Genomic DNA, 16,519 nt, shown 5'->3' with positions numbered 1-16,519 from the left:
ATTACTACCTGCTCACGGGTTCGGGGTGGGAGTCGGATTCCGGATCGGGTTCCGGGGTGGATTCGGGGTTGGTCAAAGATACCCGCGGCGTTCTGGCGGTTCGGACGGCGTCGCGGACGAAGTGCCACCACATGAAGACGGCGAACAGGGCGAAGATCCACCATTGGGCCGCGTAGGCGAGGTTGCGCCAGGTCAGGGCGGCGCCTTGGGTGGGTGGGGGGACGGCCACGGGGGTCGCGGTCAGCGGCGGTTCCTGGGTGGCGGCGATGAGGGAGCCGTCGTGTAGAGGGCCGTCCCAGAGGTTGATGAGTTGTGCGGTGGAGACGGTCGCGACCTGGCCTTCGGGCAGGGCACCGCTGCGTTGCACCGCATCGCTTTGATCCGGAGGGCGCAATCGCCCGGTCACCTTCACCGACTCGGCCGGTACGGCTACCGCCGGATCCTGCGGCGTCCCAACCCAGCCCCGGACGACAGCCAACATGCTTCCATCGTCGAGCCGCAGCGGCGTGAGCAACCAGAATCCCGCGCCACTGGCGGCCCTGCCTCCGACCGCTTCCACATCCGGGCGGCGGTCGGCGACCAGCAGTTGCCCGGCGGCGTCGTAGACGCCTTCGGCGACCACCTGCCGCCCCGCCAGGTCACTGGTAAGCCGCTGCCCAACCCGGCTCAACGACTCCACGGCCACCGGGGCCGGGTCTGCGGCTGCTGCCGGGCGCCCAGATTCCTCGAACACCGCCAACTGCCAGCGCCCGAGCAGAGTAAAAGCCACCAGAACCCCGATCACCAGCAGGTGAAGAACCACCAGCCGGGGAGAGAACAGGGTACGCAGCATGGCTAACACGGTATCCGGCACCACCGACAGTCCGCCCACGGGTACCGGGGTGGGCCAGTCCGCGTCCCGAAGAACTACCGTCGCTCCACCCATCAGTGGTGTCGCAATTCCGACAAACAGGTGTCATGTGCGCAGGGTGTGTCGCTAGAGTTCTTTCATGTCCGACCCTCAGGTTGACCCAGCCGGGAACACGCAGCAGTTCAAGGCATTCGCCCGCCAGCAGGAGACGGCGTCCGCCCAGGAACCGTCGTCCCGGCTTCCGATCTGGATCGCCGCCGGCGTCGCGCTTCTTGTCGTGATCGCCGTCGTCGCGTATCTCGCGATCGGCTGACAACCTCATAAGCAACCGCCGACGACCGCGCCCGTCGGCGGTTTTGTCATGCTCGGGAGCAGATCGTAACCGATCACGCCCTACCCCCGGTCGGCCGCGCGGTTCTGGATGGCCGAGCGGGTGGCCATCATCGCCGCCATAGAGCACTTCACCGCTGTGCTGGGCCGCCCGGGGCCTCGGGCGAGAGCGCGGGATGCCAGGCCTCTGGACGAAGCCGGGGTGGACGTGGTCATGATGGACTTACCGCGCTGGCACGGCTGCGGCCCGGGTCCATCCTCGGAACGAGGGTGATCTCCGGCGAGCCCCTGGCTACATCCGGGTGTCGGCCGTGCATCGGGAGTTCCGGGAGGGCCAGTGGGGATAACGATCATCGGCTCGGGCTTCGCTGGAATCGGCATGGCGATCAAGCTCAAGGCGGCGGGGTACCACGACTTCGTCGTCCTGGAGAAGGCCGCGGAACTGGGCGGAACCTGGCGCGACAACACCTACCCCGGATGCGCCTGCGACGTGCCGTCCCACTTCTACTCGTACTCATTCGAGCTCAACCCCGGCTGGACCCGGATGTTCTCCCCACGAGAGGAAATCTGGGCCTACCTACGACGATGCGTCGAGAAATACGATCTTGAGGAGCACTTTCGGTTTGGTACGGAAGTCACTGGCCTGGAGTACGACGACACGGCCAACCAATGGCAGGTCGCCACGGGAACCGGAACGACGTTCCGTACCAACGCGGTGATCTCCGGGATCGGTGCGCTTCACATCCCGTCATATCCCGAAATTTCGGGACGTGAGTTGTTCGGGGGGCCAGCCTTCCACTCCGCCGAATGGGATCACTCCGTCGATCTCACCGGCAAGCGGGTTGCCGTCATCGGGACCGGCGCCTCCGCGATCCAGTTCATCCCCAAGATCGCCCAACAGGCTGCCAGCCTGCACATTTTCCAGCGCACCGCCCCCTGGGTCCAACCCAAACCCGACATCCCCGTCCCCACTCGCCTCCGCCAAGCCCTGCACCTCCCAGGCGCCACCCGCGCCTTCCGCAACACGATCTACTGGCTCCTGGAAACCCGCGCTCTCGGCTTCGCCCTGGACCCCAAACTCATGAAAGTCCACCGAGTCCTTGCTGAACGCCACCTGGCCAACCAGATCCAGGACCCGGCCCTGCGCGCCCGGCTCACCCCCGACTACACCATCGGCTGCAAGCGCATCCTGCTCTCCAACGACTACTATCCGACCCTGACCAAGCCCAACGTCGAACTGATCACCAACGGCATCACCGAGATCCGCGACCACACGATCGTCGCGGGCCCCCGCGAAGTCCCCGTCGATGTGATCATCTACGGCACCGGCTTCAAGGTCGTCGACGCCCTCCATGAGCAGCGCATCATCGGCAGAAACGGCCTGAAGATCCAGGAAGCCTGGCGGCACGGCATCGAGGCCTACCATGGCATCACCACCCCCGGCTTCCCGAACCTCTTCTTCCTGCTCGGACCCAACACCGGCTCCGGCCACACCTCGGTCATCTTCATGATCGAAGCCCAGGTCCGCTACATCATGAGCTGCCTGCGCCTGCTCTCCCGCACCAAGGCCGCCGCCATGGACGTAACCCCCGAGGCCTCCCGCGCCTACAACGACCGCCTACAAGAACGCCTAGAACGCCTCGTCTGGTCCAAAGGCGGCTGCCACAGCTGGTACCTAGACGAACACGGCAAAAACCGCACCCTCTGGCCCGGCTTCACCTTCGAATACTGGGCCAAAACCCGCAAAGCAAACCCAAACGCCTACGAACTCCTCAAGCCATCCCGAGACCGATAGGCCCCACCCACCCAGCCCCTTGTTTCTCCTCGGGCTCCGCCCGCCCCGTCATCGCAGTGGTTCCTACGAAACGACAGCCGCAGGACCAGGGTTCTCCAACCCACCCAGACCGTTGTCTACCCTCGGTCTCCGCCCCTGCCACCCCCTCGCTGGCGGAGACGTGGCCATAGCCCACATGGCCAAGCAAATCACCACAGGCTTCGCCGTCCCCGTAAGCGGGGAGACGTGGCCATAGCCACATTCCATTCCTTCCGACTAAATCAATAGCCACCACATATTCATCCCGTGCTACTCACTAAAGCATATAGAGGCCCTATGCGCCACGAAGAATGCCGCCATATGCCCTAACCCACACAATCATAATAGATCAGAACTTGGCGCAATTGGCTGTGCGCCTTTAGTAATGTTCTGGCCATGGTTAGTGCAACCCACGAAGGTCTCATCGGTATCGCCACCCTCGACCCCGGCCGAACCGCCCACGCCCTTCGTACTCTTTTCGAGCTCCCCATCCCCTCAACCAAAGACGCCCACATCATTTCCGGCGATCTCACCCAGCGCGCACCCACCGAATACCGCGCCGACGCCGCCATCCTCTACGGCACCAAGAGCGACCGCCTCGGCGTCATCGTCGAGGTGCAGCTCCACACGGACCAGCACAAGCGCATAAGCTGGCCCGCCTACATCACCAGTCTCCGCGCCCGTGACAAATGCCCTACCTGTCTCGTGGTCATCTGCCAGGACAGAGCCACCGCTGCCTGGGCCGCCACTCCCATCGAGATCGGCCACCCGGGCCTCACCCTGATCCCCCTGGTGATCGGCCCCGACAACACCCCCGTAATCACCGACCTCGCCGAAGCCGTCGGCAATATCGGCTTGGCCGCGATCTCCGCCATAACCCACAACAACCACCCCGAAATCGACACCATCCTGAGGACTTTCACCGAGGCCCTGGCCACAATCGACCCGGACACGGCCCCCCGGTACGCTGAGTACGTCACCACATCACTGACCGGACCCGCGCAGAAGGAGATGGAAAGGCTCATGGCCACACAAAGCTTCCTCTACCAACACGAATACGCCCAGAAGCTCCTAGCAGAGGGCAAGGCGGAAGGTAAGGCGGAAGGTAAGGCCGAAGGTGCGGTGGAGAAGGAGACGCGGATACTCCTGATGATGGTGGAAACCCGAGGAATCACGCTCTCGGAAGATGAGCGTCAGCGCATTCTCGAGTGCGGTGATGAGACCGTGCTCGATTCCTGGGTCAAGCGGGCCATGTTCGCTGATTCGGCTAAAGAGATCTTCGAGGACTAGATCCAGTCCCAGGGGGACAGACCACAACTGCAATCCCTCCCCCCGCTATCTCAAGCCTTCTTGAGACCGGTTGGTCCCACCCACCCATCCCTGCGCTTTCCCTCGGGCTCCGCCCGACCCCGCCATCACCGTGATCGCTCGAATGAAGCGGCGGCCTGATCCGCGTGGTTCTCCCACCCACCCACCCCGTTGTTTACCCTCGGGCCCCGCCCGACCCCGCCATCACCGTGAGCACGGAAACATGGCCATAGGCACCCATGACCATGCAAATCACCACAGGCTCCGCCCGCCCCCGCTGCCCCCAAGGGCGCGGGAAGCAACGCCACGACCTTGCGGGCAGTCAAGTCGTGACCTGTCCCATGGACGTTGAGAGCGGCCATCAGGAAACGGATCCAGCACAAATTCCGTGCGGCCAACAAGCACGGGCGATCCAGTGAGTTCTGTGAGGCCTGTCGCCCCAGGTCATAGCAGCCCGGGTGAGCGATCCACGGCGTCGTTCACGGAATGTGCCAGAGCCAGAAACCGATGGCCGCTAGCTGATGTGAGGGGCATCGGTACGAACTCGCGGGCAGTCAAGGTCGTGCCGCCGTCCCCATGAACGCGGGGAACAACGGCACGAACTCGCGTGGCAATCGAGGATGGACCGCCATCCTCATGAGCCCCAGGGCCAGATCAACCGTTCCTGACGACCAGGGCGCTCCCACCACCTCTGCGTACTGGCTCGGCGACAGCCTGGACCTTGCCTCGGCTGAGGAATTCCAGGCCGGTTGCCGCGCCGATTTCCGGCGTCGACGCGAGCACATGTCCGCGTGCCTCCAGGTCAGCGCCGTACTGGGTGATGAAGGCCGGTTCCGCCTGGGTGGCGGCGATGTTGCGCTGGGACGCGCGTGGCGCGGCGAGGGCCTCCGGTAGGGGCATGCCGAAGTCGAAGCGGTTGACGAGGATCTGCAGGACCGTGGTGATGATGGTCGCGCCGCCGGGTGAACCCACGGCCAGGAGTGGCTTGCCGTGTTTGAGGACGATCGTTGGCGCCATTGATGAGCGTGGGCGTTTGCCGGGGGCGGGCAGGTTGGGGTCGCCGGGGGCGGGGCCGAAGGTGAAGTCGGTCAACTCGTTGTTGAGGAGGATGCCGCGGCCGGGGACGACGATCCCGCTGCCGCCGGTCTGCTCGATCGTGATGTTGTACGCGGCGACGTTGCCCCACTGGTCGGACACCACCAGATGGGTGGTTTCCGGGCCTTCCGGCTGTTGTTTGGGGTCGGTGGCGGTGACCGGCGGCGGGCAGGGGCCGTACGAGCCGTCGGGGGAGCCGGGGGCGGCCGGATGCGGGAGGGCGGTGTCGGTGAGCAGGCAGGCGCGCTCCTTGCCGAACTGGGCGGACAGCAGCTCGTTCAGCGGGACGTTGACGAATGCGGGGTCGCCCACGTAGGCGTTGCGGTCGGCGAAGGCGAGGCGGGAGGCGTCCAGGTATTCGTGCAGGCCGACGTGGCCGGCGGCGGAGAGGATGTTGAGGGCTTCGCCGACCGTGGAGCCGCCGGAGGAGGGCGGGGCCATGCCGTACACGTCGAGGCCGTGGTAGCGGACGTGGGTGGGGGCGGGGGTGAGGGCGCGGTAGGCGCGCAGGTCGGCGAGTTCCATCAGGCCAGGGCGGACGATCCGGGGCGAACCGGGGGTGATGGGAGGGTTCTTGACGGTGGCGACGATGTCCTGGCCGAGCTTGCCGCCGTACAGCCAGGAGGGGCCGCGGTCGCCGAGTTCGCGGTAGGTGCGGGCCAGGTCGGGGTTGCGGAAGGTCGAGCCGACGGCGGGTGGCTGGCCGCCGGGCAGGTAGAGGGCGGCGGTGGAGGTGAAGTCGGCGAATCTGGCCGCGTTGGCGGCGGTCTGGTCGACGAAGGTCTGGTCGACGACGAAGCCTTTGGTGGCCACGTCGATCGCGGGTTTCAGCGCCTGCCGCAGGGATAACGTGCCGTAGCGGCGCAGAGCGAGGTCCCATTGGGCGACGCTGCCGGGCACGCCCACGGACAGGCCGCTGGTGACGGCGTCCGCGAACGGGATGCCTTCGAAGGTGGTGGCGGTCATCGCGGCGGGCGCGGTCTCGCGGCCGTCGATTGTCACGACGCGCCCGCGTTTGGCCTCGTAGTAGACGAGGAAACCGCCACCGGCGAGCCCGGCGGAATAGGGTTCGGTCACGCCGAGGGTGGCCGCGCCCGCGACGGCCGCGTCCATGGCGTTTCCACCCTGTTTGAGCACGTTGAGCGCAGCCTTGCTGGCGTCCAGATCGACGGTGGCAACCGCCCCACCGTAGCCCTCCGCCACGGGTTTCTTAGCCTGACCGGCATGCGGAGGGGTCGCGACCACCCCCGCAGCCAGATCGGCATACGCGAGAGTCGCGGGTTTCTTGGTCTGATCGGCGTGCACGGGGGTCGCGACCAAGCCCACGGTCACGATGGCACCGAGCAGGGTTCCGGAGATTCGTCCCATTTGCCACCTCCACCACATAGACGATCACCAAGCATGACTCAGCCAGTCAAGCACGTCCAGCCGACAGTAAATTGTTACTGGCAGACGCTGGGTGACCACGTTACGTTACTAGTGATGACCGTGGGTGCGCTGTTTCTCAGTGGCCTGGCCGCTGGAGTGGTGGCCGGGACAGCATCGTGCACTGCCGTGCAGGGTGGCTTTCTCACCGGGCGGACTTCGGTGGGAATGTTCCTGGTCGGGCGATTGATCAGCCACGTCATCGTGGGAGCGGCCCTCGGACTGGTCGGCTCCGCAATCCAGCTCGGACCGCAAGCACGCACGATCCTGCTGATCACCGCCGGTCTCATCCTGGTATTTTTCGGGATCCGCCAGCTGAAACGCGCCCCACCCTGTCACACCCCGAAACGCGGCGGCCTGCTCCTCGGCCTGGCGACCGTGCTCGTGCCCTGCGGAGTGACGCTGAGCATGGAGGTCGTCGCCGTATCCACCGGATCGGCGATAGGAGGCGCCGCGGTCATGGCGGGCTTCGTAGCGGGTTCCACACCCGGATTCGTGGTGCTGGGCCTGCTGATACGCAGGTTGGCCACCAAACTGGTAGCCATCATCGCCATAGCCGCAGGCATCTTCACGACCTTCTCCGGCCTACGCCTCGGCGGCTGGCTGCCCGATTTCGGCACCCCCGCCGTCGCCGCCACCCCCGGCCCACGCGGCACCCAGACGCTGACCGTCTGGGCCACCCCCAACGGCTTCCGGCCCGGCATCGCCACCGCCAAACCACACCACCCCATCGACATCACATTTCGCACAAAAGCCAACCAAGGCTGCACCCGCACGATCTCCATCAACGGCCACGACCTGGCCCTACCGGAAACCGGCCAGGTCAGCGTCCACATCCCGCCCCAGCAAGAAGGAACCCTCCACTACACCTGCGCCACGGGAATGTACGCCGGATTCATCCGCATTCACTGACCCCCTCCGCGTAAGGAACTCGCAATTACGTTCCGCAACAGCGCGATCACGTGCCACCCTGTCCGGCATGACAATCTGGCCAGAGGTGGCGACCGCACCGCCGCCACCCATCCCCCGGCAGCACCGCGCCGGGGAGGGCGAGGCCGACCTGCTCGCCGACGCGCAGGCGGGGGATGCCCAGGCTGCCCACCGGCTCGGCCGCCTCTACGCGCAGCGCGGCGACCGCGCCGCCGCCCGCCACTGGTGGGAGCGCGCGGCCGGAGCCGGCAACGTGGACAGCGCGTTCAACCTCGGCATGTGGCACGAGAAACACGGCACCCTGGACGAGGCGATCAGCTGGTACGAGCTCGCCGCCGGCACCGGGGACGCCGAAGCCGCGGTCAACCTGGCCACCCTGCTGCTGGAGCAGAAGGGCGACGCGCCGGGCGCGCGGCGGTGGTACGAGACGGCGGCCAACGCCGGTTCCCGCCGCGCCGCCCGCCGCCTGGCACTGCTCTGCGAGGACGCGGGCGAACTCGGCAAGGCGCGCGGCTGGCACCGCCGCGCCGCCCTCGCCGGCGACCTCGCCTCCGCCCACGACCTGGGCTTCCTCGGGTACGCGGCGGGCGAGGAAGGCGAGGCCAGGCACTGGTGGGAGTTCGCCGCGCGCGGCGGCCACGCCGAGGCCGCCCACCATCTGGGCCTGCTGCTGCACGCGCTCCGCGACCCGCAGAGCGCCGAGGTGCTCTACCGGCTGGCCGCCCAGCACGACCATCCGGGTTCGGCGTCCCAGCTGGGCGCGATCGCGCTGGCCCGCCGCGACCTGCGGACGGCCAGGGCCTGGTTCGAGCGGGCGGCCCGGGCCGGGCGGGTGGACGACCAGCGGATGGCCGGGTTCGTCTGCGTCGAGCTGGAGGATTCGGCCGCGGCCAGCCACTGGTTCGGGCGGGCGGCGGCCAGCGGGGACGCCGAGTCGGCGTACAACTTCGGGCTGCTGCTGATCGCCGAGCACGCCGATCTGAACGGCGGCGAGCACTGGTTCCGGCAGGCCGCGGCGGCCGGGCACTACCGGGCGGCGCTGGAGCTGGGTACGCTGCTGTCGGTCACCGGCAAGCCCGCCGAGGCCGAGCAGTGGCTGTCGGCCCCGCCGAAACCCTGCTGGGACCGGAGCGCGGAACCGGAGCTGGCGGCCAGGGCGGAGCTGGCGGTGGCCGCGTCCGGGCGGCGAGGCGGCAGCACGCTGACCGTGCCGGAGCTGACCGAGATCCTCGGCACCTGGGACGTGCTCACCCGGCGGCTGCGCGAACCGCTCGATCCGGTCACGTGGCTCACCGAGAAAAGCGGGATGCACGCCTCTGCGGTGGAGCACTTGAGCTCGGTGCGGGCCACGCTGATCCGGCCGGGCACGGCCCCCTGGCCGACCCCGACCGAGATCGAACGCGTCCTGGCCACCGCCCGCGACCTGCGCAAACGGCTCGGCCTGAGCTAGGCCGCGAGCAGCTGGGCAACCGTCGTGTACGGCAGCGCGTGCGCCACCGCCACCGGCTCGTAGGTGAGCCTGCCCTCATGCGCGTTGAGCCCGAGCGCGAGCCCGGCGTCCCCGAGCAGGGCGGCCTGCCAGCCGAGGTTGGCCAGCTTCAGGGCGTACGGCAGGGTGGCGTTGGTCAGCGCGTAGGTGGAGGTGTTGGCCACCGAGCCCGGCATGTTCGCGACGCAGTAGAAGATCGAGTTGTGCACCGGGAAGGTCGGTTCCGCGTGCGTGGTCGGCCGCGAGTCCTCGAAGCAGCCGCCCTGGTCGATGGCGATGTCCACCAGCACGGAACCCGGCTTCATCCGGGAGACGAGCTCGTTGGAGACCAGGGTCGGGGCCTTCGCGCCGGGGATCAGCACCGCGCCGATGACCAGGTCGGCGTCGAGCACGGCCTGCTCGATCGCGTACGCGGTGGAGACCAGCGTCTTCAGCCGCCCCTGGTAGATGGCGTCGATGAACCGCAGCCGGTCGATGTTGACGTCCAGGATCGTCACCTCGGCGCCCATGCCGACCGCGATCTGCGCCGCGTGCAGCCCGGAGACGCCGCCGCCGATCACCACGATCTTCGCGGGCGCCACCCCGGGCACGCCGCCGGGCAGCACCCCGCGCCCGCCGTTGAACCGCATCAGGTTGTACGCCCCGACCTGCGGCGCGAGCCGTCCGGCCACCTCCGACATGGGGGCGAGCAGCGGCAGCGTGTTGCCCACCTGCACGGTCTCGTACGCGATGGCGGTGGTTCCGCTCTCCAGCAGCGCGTCCGTGCACGGCCGGGACGCGGCCAGGTGCAGGTAGGTGAACAGGATCTGGCCCTTGCGGAGCCGGTGGTATTCCTCGGCGATGGGCTCCTTGACCTTGAGCACCATCTCGGACTCGCCCCAGACCTCGTCCGCGGTGTCCAGGATCTTCGCCCCCGCCGCGAGATACTCCTCGTCGCCGATGTGCGAACCAAGCCCCGCCCCGCGCTGAACGTGCACGTCATGACCATGCTTGACCAGTTCGTGCACACCCGACGGGGTGGCTGCGACGCGGTACTCGTGGTTCTTGACCTCGGCAGGCACGCCGATCTTCATTGGTAGGTCCTTTGCTGTGTTTATGGCCGAGCCTCCGGCTCGGCGGGCTGGGCGCCTTCAGCCTGCGTCTTCCCTCGTCACTCCGGCCGCTTCGCGACCTGCGTTCCTCAGTCCAGACACAGGCGCGCCCAGCCGGCTTGATTGCCCTAGCCAGTTCGATTGCACTAGCCAGGTTTGATTGCACTACAGCCGAGCCCACGCCTCGGTCAGGACGGAACGCAGGATCGACTCGATCTCGTCGAACTCCTTGGGCCCGGCAATCAGCGGGGGGGCGAGCTGGATGACGGGGTCGCCGCGGTCGTCGGCACGGCAGTAGAGACCGGCTTCGAACAGGGCCTTGGAGAGGAAGCCGCGGAGCAGCCGCTCGGACTCGTCCGCCGAGAACGTCTCCTTGGTGTTCTTATCCTTGACCAGTTCAATGCCCCAAAAGTACCCGGACCCGCGCACATCTCCAACTATGGGCAGGTCAAGGAGGCGTTCGAGGGTGCCGCGGAAGACCGATTCGTTGCGGGTCACGTGGCCCAGCAGGTCTTCCCGCTCGAACAAATCGAGGTTGGCCAGCGCCACCGCCGACGACACGGGATGCCCGCCGAAGGTAAAACCGTGACCGAACATCTCGGTTCCGGTGGCGAACGGCTCGAACAGCCTGTCGCTGCAGATCATCGCGCCGAGCGGGGAATATCCGCTGGTCAGGCCCTTGGCCGAGGTGATGATGTCGGGCACGTAGCCGAACTTCTGGCCGCCGAACATGGTGCCGAGCCGGCCGTACGCGCAGATGACCTCGTCGGAGACGAGGAGCACGTCGTAGCGGTCGCAGATCTCGCGCAGGCGCTGGAAGTAGCCGGGCGGCGGCGGGAAGCAGCCGCCGGCGTTCTGCACCGGCTCGACGAAGACGGCGGCCACCGTGTCGGGGCCCTCCATCTCGATGGCGGCGGCGACCCGGTCGGCGGCCCACCGGCCGTACTGCTCGGGGGTCAGGCCGGGGAAGCCGCTGATCTCCTCGGCGCGGTAGTAGTTGGTGTTGGGGACCCGGACCGAGCCGGGCACGAGCGGTTCGAAGGCCTGCTTGAACGGCGGGATGCCGGTGATCGAGAGGGCGCCGTGCGGGGTGCCGTGATAGGCGATCTGGCGGCTGATCACCTTGTGCTTGAGGGGCTTGCCGACCAGCTTGAAGTACTGCTTGGCCAGCTTCCACGCGGTTTCGACGGCCTCGCCGCCGCCGGTGGTGAAGAAGACCCGGTTCAGGTCGCCGGGGGCGGCTTCGGCCAGCCGCGCGGCCAGCTCGACGGCCTTGGGATGCGCGTACGACCAGAGGGGGAAGAACGCGAGCTCCTGCGCCTGCTTCGCGGCGGCTTCGGCCAGTTCGGACCGGCCGTGCCCGACCTGCACCACGAACAGCCCGGCGAGGCCGTCCAGGTAGCGCTTGCCGTGGATGTCGTAGATGTAGGCGCCTTCGCCCCGGACGATCATCGGCACTTCGCCGCCGGCGTAGGAGCCGTGCCGGGTGAAGTGCATCCAGAGGTGGTCCTGGGCGGCCTTCTGCAGGTCTTCGGCGTTGGTCATCTCATACTTCCCTCGGGTGGCCTGAGTTCTCCACAGTGTGCATCGCCCGTTCGGCATTTGCCAAGCGATTACGTGGCGACAATCTGTCAAGGCTTCGGATTCCGTGACATCGACATGTAACAACAACGAAATCCGTCAGGAGATTCTTGGGCATCCCCGACCCCCGGCGAGCGTTGTGATGCAATGGGCGGACCGAATGTTGAGATAGTGAGGGATTTGACGTGGCACCAGAGGAAATCGAGAACGCCGTCCGCGCGGGCATGCCGCAGGCGGTAGAGGACCTCAAACGGCTCGTATCCATCCCGTCCGTGGCGTTTCCCGGACATCCCGAGGAGCCCGTGCGCGCGGCCGCCGCGCTCGCGGAGGAGCTGCTGCGCTCGGCCGGGCTCCCCGACGTGCGGCAGATCCCGGTGGCGGGCAGCTTCCCCGCCATCTACGCCGAAGCCCCCGCGCCGCCCGGCGCCCCCACCGTCCTGCTGTACGCGCACTACGACGTGCAGCCCCCCGGCGACCCGGCGCTGTGGCGCACCCCCGCCTTCGAGCCGACCGAGATCGACGGCGCGCTCTACGGGCGGGGCGCCGCCGACGACAAGTCCGGCATCATCCTCCACGTCGCCGCGCTGCGCGCCTTCAACGGCCGCTTCCCGGTGGGCATCCGCGTCATCCTGGAGGGCCAGGAGGAGTACGCGGGCGAGCGCCTCGAAGCGTTCGTCGAGCACAACCCCGACCTGATCAGGGCGGACGCGATCGTGGTCGCCGACGCCGGCAACCCGCGCGTGGGCGACCCCGCGCTGACCAGCACGCTGCGTGGCATGGGGGCGTTCACCGTCGAGGTGCGCACGCTCGGCGAGGCCGTGCACAGCGGCTCCTTCGGCGGGGCCGCGCCGGACGCGCTGGCCGCGCTGATGCGCATGCTCACCGCGCTGCACGACGACAGCGGCGACCTGCGGGTGCCGGGGCTGCCCCGCGGGGCCTTCCGCGGCCAGGCCTCCTCGGAGGAGGAGTTCCGGGTCACCGCCGGGGTGCTGGACGGCGTGTCGCTGGTGGGTTCCGGCTCGCTGGCCGACCGGCTCTGGGCGTCGTACGCGGTGACGGTGACCGGGCTCGACGTGCCGACCGTGTCCGGGGCGATCAACGCGGTGCAGGCGGTGGCGCGGGCCCGGGTGACGATCCGTACCCCTCCGACGGGGGATCCGAAGACGGCGCTCAACGATGTCATGGACTACCTGCGGCAGGTGGCGCCGTGGGGGGCGCAGGTGTCGTTCTCCGATTACGTGATGGGGTCCGGGTATCTGGCCGAGTCCGGCGGGCGGGCGCGGGCCGCGCTGAACGGGGCCATGGAGCGCGCCTTCGGGCGGGCGCCCAGGGAGGTCGGGCAGGGCGGGTCGATCCCGCTCGTCTCGACGCTGGCCCGGCAGTTCCCGGCCGCCGAGATCCTGCTGTACGGCGCGGAGGACGACAACGCGTCGATTCACGCGCCGAACGAGCGGGTGGACCTGGAGGAGTTGCGCCGGGCGGCCACGGCCGAGGCGCTTTTCCTGGCCGCGTACGGGGAACTGTGATCTGCAACTAACGCAGGTCCTTATGGCGGCCGATTTCCTGAAATATCTCCATGAGGACGCCCAGCAGGCCGAGTTCGCGTCCTTCGCCTTCCGGTCCTACCAGGGCAAGCCCGGGAAACTGATCACCACGGCCAACGGCCTGGATCCGAAGCAACCCAAGACCCGGCTGAACGTGCCGCTACCCGGCGTGCTCGACCAGATCCTGACCAGCTGGGCCACCCTCCGCAAACCCGCCAACGTCCTCCTGGTCATGGACGTCTCCGGCTCGATGTCCGCCGAGGTCAGCGGCACCGGCAAGACCAAACTCGAACTAGCCAAGCAGGCCGCGATCAACGCCCTCCCCCAGTTCGGCCCCAACGACCGCGTCGGCCTCTGGATCTTCTCCACCAAGCAGCGGGGCACCCGCGACTACCGCGAACTCGTCCCCATGAACCGCGGCACCGCACCCGACCTCAAGGCCCGCATCAAATCCCTGATCCCCAACGGCGGCACCGGCCTGTACGACACCGCCCTCGCCTCCTACCGCCACGTCCTCACCCACCACACCGACGACGCGATCAACGCCGTCGTCTTCCTCACCGACGGCAGAAACGAGGACCAGGCCTCCATCGCCCTCGACGACCTCCTCCCCGACCTCCGCAAGGAGCCCGGCCAGGAAACCGTCCGCATGTTCACCATCGCCTACGGCGAGGACGCCGACCTCACCGTCCTCCAGCAAATCTCCCAATCCACCAACGCCGCAGCCTACGACTCCCGCGAATCCAACAGCATCGACCAGATCTTCACCGCGGTGATCTCCAACTTCTGACCGGAAGCCATGCTGTACACATCGAGCACTCTTGCTAATCTGCTGAATGTGGACATGGAACAGCTTGGCATCGTCGAAGCCCGCTCTCGGCTCGGATCGCTCGTCTCCCGGGCCGCTCACGCGCACATTCCTGTACGCATCAGCCGCTCGGCCGACGAACACGCCGTACTGATCAGCGAAACCGAGTACGACGAGTTGCAGCGCCTCCGGCGCGAGGCCGAGGTTGCCGAAATCAAGGCGCGCATAGCCGCAGCGGAGCGCGGCGAAGCCGACATGGTCAGTTTCGCCAACGTGACCGACGCCTACGCCCACTTTGGTGTGCCCTACCCGGGTGACCGCACCTGATGAGATCCGTCCGCTGGGACAAGTCAGCCGAACAGGCCGTGCTGGGCCTCCCCCAACTCTTGCGCGCTTCCGTGCTGGAGCTGATCTACGCGCTACCCGACGAGCCAGAGCCTTTGGGGGCACGCCCGTACGGGATGATCCCGACCGCTTTCGAGATCGTCACCGACTCGTTTACCGTGATCTACACCTACGGTGATGATCACGTATCTGTGTGGATTGTCAGGGCCAACACCTAAGGAGTGGCAGGGCTCCGTCACAACGCCAATTGCGCGATCTCGGCTGGGCCGGCGTTGCCGCCGCTGCAGACGATGGCGACCTTCTTGCCCGCGAAATCGGCGGGGCGGGCCAGCAGCACGGCCAGGGCGGCGGCTCCGGCACCCTCCGCGAGAGTGTGCACGTCACTGGCCAGTACGCGCTGGGCGGCGCGGCAGGCGTCATCGGAGATCAGGACGAAGTCGGTCAATCCGCCACGCATGATGCGCTGCGGCAGTTCGAACGCCGATCCGGTGGCCAGGCCGTCGACGGTGGTCTTCATCGGTCGGCGGACGAGTTCTCCCAGGCGCCACGAATCGTGGGCTGCCGGAGCTTGGGCGGACTGCACCGCGATCACCTGGCAGCGTGGCGCCAACGCTCGCGCGACCACGCAGGCCGCGGCGGCCCCCGTCCCGCTGCCCACGGGCACGACAATGACGTCCAGATCAGGTTGCCGGGTGAGCATCTCGTAGTAGAGCGTCCCCACACCCGCGATGATGTCCGGTTCATCCGCCGGGCTCACCAGCCGCCGCCCTTCCTCCTCGGCCAGCGCCCGCGCGTTCTCCCCCGCCTCGACCATCGTGGCCCCCGCCACCACGACACTCGCCCCGAGCGCCTCAACCGCGGCGACCTTGGCCGGATTCGGATTCTCCGGCATCACGATCGAACAGGGCACCCCGAACACCCGCGCCGCATAAGCCACCGACTGGGCATGATTCCCCGTCGAGTACGCCACCACCCCGCGCTCCCGATCGGCCATCCCCGCCAGCAGCGTGATCCCACCTCGAACCTTGAACGCCCCGGTCGGCTGCACGTTCTCATGCTTGACATGCACCTCGGCACCGGCAAGCGCGTTCAGCACGGGATAGGACCACATCGGCGTCTCAGGCAGATAGCCGGCCAGAACCTGCCGAGCTTTGAGCACGTCTCGCATTTCCGTCATAGGCACACCCTGATGCCCGCGCCTACGATCCGGCAACTGCGGAGGCCGCTCGGCAAATCTGATGCTTGCGGGGCGTTCTATCCGTATCGTCTGGTGATATGCCGGATATCACCGCTCTTGCCGTTTTCGCCATGGCTACGTTGGCGTTGCTCATCGTTCCCGGGCCCGCTGTGGTCTACATCGTGACGCGGAGTGTGGCGCAGGGGCGTACCGCGGGGTTGGTGTCTGTGCTTGGCGTGCACGCGGGGTCCGTCGTGCATGTGGTCGCGGCGGCGTTGGGGCTCAGCGCGCTGCTGGCGACGTCGGCCACAGCGTTTATGGTGGTCAAGTACCTCGGCGCGGCCTATCTGATCTGGCTCGGCATTCGTAAGCTGCTGAGCCGGCCCGGACCCGAGGCGGCCGAACCCGATGTGGTCTCCTCGTCGCGGTTGTTCGGTGAGGGTTTCGTGGTGAACGTGCTCAACCCGAAGACGGCGATCTTCTTCCTGGCCTTCCTGCCGCAGTTCGCCGATCCGGCGGCGGGGCCGCTCGCGCCTCAGATCGTGCTGCTGGGGGCGATCTGGATCGTGCTCGGCATGGCGAGTGACGGGACTTACGTCCTCATCGCCGCGTCGCTGGCCGGGCGGATACGCCGGTCGGCCACGGCACGGCGCCGCCTCGACATCGGCAGCGGCGTGATCTACCTGGGGCTCGGGGCGGTCGCGGCCCTCACGGGTGAGGGACGTAAGTAGTT

Annotated in this window: 15 protein-coding genes; 10 read left to right on the top strand and 5 right to left on the bottom strand. The window is 67.6% G+C overall.

Features of this window, described 5'->3' with window-relative positions; all coding sequences use genetic code 11:
- Positions 1 to 4: 4 nt before the first annotated feature.
- Complete coding sequence (locus ABGB08_RS31370; RefSeq protein WP_347597399.1) at positions 5 to 832, bottom strand: SURF1 family protein; 828 nt, start codon at positions 830 to 832, stop codon at positions 5 to 7.
- A 157-nt stretch (positions 833 to 989) separates the two neighbouring features.
- Here ABGB08_RS31370 and ABGB08_RS31365 point away from each other — a divergent pair, with 157 nt between their 5' ends.
- The 3 genes from ABGB08_RS31365 (at position 990) to ABGB08_RS31355 (ending at position 4,283) form a co-directional block, all read left to right on the top strand.
- The gene (locus tag ABGB08_RS31365) at positions 990 to 1,163 is read left to right on the top strand and encodes a hypothetical protein (RefSeq protein WP_347597396.1); all 174 of its coding nucleotides are present in this window, start codon (positions 990 to 992) and stop codon (positions 1,161 to 1,163) included.
- A gap of 354 nt (positions 1,164 to 1,517) precedes the next feature.
- Positions 1,518 to 2,975, top strand: coding sequence for an NAD(P)/FAD-dependent oxidoreductase (locus ABGB08_RS31360; protein WP_347597393.1), 1,458 nt, complete (start codon positions 1,518 to 1,520; stop codon positions 2,973 to 2,975).
- Between the two features lie 414 nt (positions 2,976 to 3,389).
- Positions 3,390 to 4,283: a hypothetical protein gene (locus tag ABGB08_RS31355; RefSeq protein ID WP_347597390.1), complete on the top strand. Its 894-nt coding sequence runs from the start codon at positions 3,390 to 3,392 to the stop codon at positions 4,281 to 4,283.
- Positions 4,284 to 4,955: 672 nt separating this feature from the next.
- On the opposite strand, the gene ggt is transcribed toward ABGB08_RS31355, so the two are convergent.
- Positions 4,956 to 6,764 (bottom strand): gamma-glutamyltransferase, encoded by a 1,809-nt coding sequence (gene ggt, locus ABGB08_RS31350; protein WP_347597387.1) that lies wholly within the window; start codon positions 6,762 to 6,764, stop codon positions 4,956 to 4,958.
- A gap of 114 nt (positions 6,765 to 6,878) precedes the next feature.
- Between ggt and ABGB08_RS31345 the strand changes: the two genes are divergently transcribed.
- Entirely contained in the window at positions 6,879 to 7,733 is an 855-nt protein-coding gene (locus ABGB08_RS31345; RefSeq protein WP_347597384.1) for a sulfite exporter TauE/SafE family protein, read from the top strand.
- 67 nt (positions 7,734 to 7,800) lie between these two features.
- Positions 7,801 to 9,201 carry a tetratricopeptide repeat protein gene (locus tag ABGB08_RS31340; RefSeq protein ID WP_347597381.1) on the top strand — a complete coding sequence of 467 codons (1,401 nt, stop codon included), beginning with the start codon at positions 7,801 to 7,803 and terminating at the stop codon, positions 9,199 to 9,201.
- Here ABGB08_RS31340 and ald read toward each other — a convergent pair.
- Both ald and ABGB08_RS31330 read right to left on the bottom strand, forming a co-directional pair.
- Positions 9,198 to 10,313: an alanine dehydrogenase gene (gene ald, locus ABGB08_RS31335; protein WP_347597378.1), complete on the bottom strand. Its 1,116-nt coding sequence runs from the start codon at positions 10,311 to 10,313 to the stop codon at positions 9,198 to 9,200. The two genes, ABGB08_RS31340 and ald, sit on opposite strands and share 4 nt — an antisense overlap.
- Positions 10,314 to 10,496: 183 nt before the next feature.
- A complete protein-coding gene (locus ABGB08_RS31330; protein WP_347597375.1) occupies positions 10,497 to 11,876 on the bottom strand; it encodes an aspartate aminotransferase family protein in 1,380 nt (459 codons plus the stop codon).
- A 221-nt stretch (positions 11,877 to 12,097) separates the two neighbouring features.
- Here ABGB08_RS31330 and ABGB08_RS31325 point away from each other — a divergent pair, with 221 nt between their 5' ends.
- The 4 genes from ABGB08_RS31325 to ABGB08_RS31310 are packed head-to-tail and all read left to right on the top strand — an operon-like array spanning position 12,098 to position 14,827.
- Positions 12,098 to 13,438 carry a M20/M25/M40 family metallo-hydrolase gene (locus ABGB08_RS31325; protein ID WP_347597372.1) on the top strand — a complete coding sequence of 447 codons (1,341 nt, stop codon included), beginning with the start codon at positions 12,098 to 12,100 and terminating at the stop codon, positions 13,436 to 13,438.
- A gap of 22 nt (positions 13,439 to 13,460) precedes the next feature.
- Complete coding sequence (locus tag ABGB08_RS31320) at positions 13,461 to 14,246, top strand: VWA domain-containing protein (RefSeq protein ID WP_347597369.1); 786 nt, start codon at positions 13,461 to 13,463, stop codon at positions 14,244 to 14,246.
- Positions 14,247 to 14,300: 54 nt separating this feature from the next.
- Entirely contained in the window at positions 14,301 to 14,591 is a 291-nt protein-coding gene (locus ABGB08_RS31315; protein ID WP_347597557.1) for a type II toxin-antitoxin system Phd/YefM family antitoxin, read from the top strand.
- Entirely contained in the window at positions 14,591 to 14,827 is a 237-nt protein-coding gene (locus tag ABGB08_RS31310; RefSeq protein ID WP_347597366.1) for a hypothetical protein, read from the top strand. The genes ABGB08_RS31315 and ABGB08_RS31310 overlap by 1 nt, the downstream gene beginning before the upstream one ends.
- 17 nt (positions 14,828 to 14,844) lie before the next feature.
- Here the strand turns inward: ABGB08_RS31310 and ABGB08_RS31305 are convergent, their stop codons facing one another.
- Complete coding sequence (locus ABGB08_RS31305) at positions 14,845 to 15,786, bottom strand: pyridoxal-phosphate dependent enzyme (protein WP_347597363.1); 942 nt, start codon at positions 15,784 to 15,786, stop codon at positions 14,845 to 14,847.
- A gap of 131 nt (positions 15,787 to 15,917) precedes the next feature.
- Here ABGB08_RS31305 and ABGB08_RS31300 point away from each other — a divergent pair, with 131 nt between their 5' ends.
- Positions 15,918 to 16,517: a LysE family translocator gene (locus ABGB08_RS31300; RefSeq protein ID WP_347597360.1), complete on the top strand. Its 600-nt coding sequence runs from the start codon at positions 15,918 to 15,920 to the stop codon at positions 16,515 to 16,517.
- Positions 16,518 to 16,519 lie beyond the last annotated feature (2 nt).

It is taken from the genome of Acrocarpospora sp. B8E8, assembly GCF_039871605.1.
Lineage (GTDB): Bacteria > Actinomycetota > Actinomycetes > Streptosporangiales > Streptosporangiaceae > Acrocarpospora > Acrocarpospora macrocephala.
Note: the sequence above shows the minus strand (reverse complement) of the source record. Positions and strands in the feature narration are given on the sequence as shown.

Excerpts from the sequence above, each read along its gene's own strand:
- ABGB08_RS31355 (WP_347597390.1), top strand. The coding sequence starts at position 3,390 with ATGGTTAGTGCAACCCACGAAGGTCTCATCGGTATCGCCACCCTCGAC.
- ABGB08_RS31315 (WP_347597557.1), top strand. The coding sequence starts at position 14,301 with ATGGAACAGCTTGGCATCGTCGAAGCCCGCTCTCGGCTCGGATCGCTC.
- ABGB08_RS31370 (WP_347597399.1), bottom strand. The coding sequence starts at position 832 with ATGCTGCGTACCCTGTTCTCTCCCCGGCTGGTGGTTCTTCACCTGCTG.
- ald (WP_347597378.1), bottom strand. The coding sequence starts at position 10,313 with ATGAAGATCGGCGTGCCTGCCGAGGTCAAGAACCACGAGTACCGCGTC.
- ABGB08_RS31300 (WP_347597360.1), top strand. The coding sequence starts at position 15,918 with ATGGCTACGTTGGCGTTGCTCATCGTTCCCGGGCCCGCTGTGGTCTAC.
- ABGB08_RS31345 (WP_347597384.1), top strand. The coding sequence starts at position 6,879 with ATGACCGTGGGTGCGCTGTTTCTCAGTGGCCTGGCCGCTGGAGTGGTG.
- ABGB08_RS31340 (WP_347597381.1), top strand. The coding sequence starts at position 7,801 with ATGACAATCTGGCCAGAGGTGGCGACCGCACCGCCGCCACCCATCCCC.
- ABGB08_RS31305 (WP_347597363.1), bottom strand. The coding sequence starts at position 15,786 with ATGACGGAAATGCGAGACGTGCTCAAAGCTCGGCAGGTTCTGGCCGGC.
- ggt (WP_347597387.1), bottom strand. The coding sequence starts at position 6,764 with ATGGGACGAATCTCCGGAACCCTGCTCGGTGCCATCGTGACCGTGGGC.
- ABGB08_RS31330 (WP_347597375.1), bottom strand. The coding sequence starts at position 11,876 with ATGACCAACGCCGAAGACCTGCAGAAGGCCGCCCAGGACCACCTCTGG.
- ABGB08_RS31365 (WP_347597396.1), top strand. The coding sequence starts at position 990 with ATGTCCGACCCTCAGGTTGACCCAGCCGGGAACACGCAGCAGTTCAAG.
- ABGB08_RS31320 (WP_347597369.1), top strand. The coding sequence starts at position 13,461 with ATGGCGGCCGATTTCCTGAAATATCTCCATGAGGACGCCCAGCAGGCC.
- ABGB08_RS31310 (WP_347597366.1), top strand. The coding sequence starts at position 14,591 with ATGAGATCCGTCCGCTGGGACAAGTCAGCCGAACAGGCCGTGCTGGGC.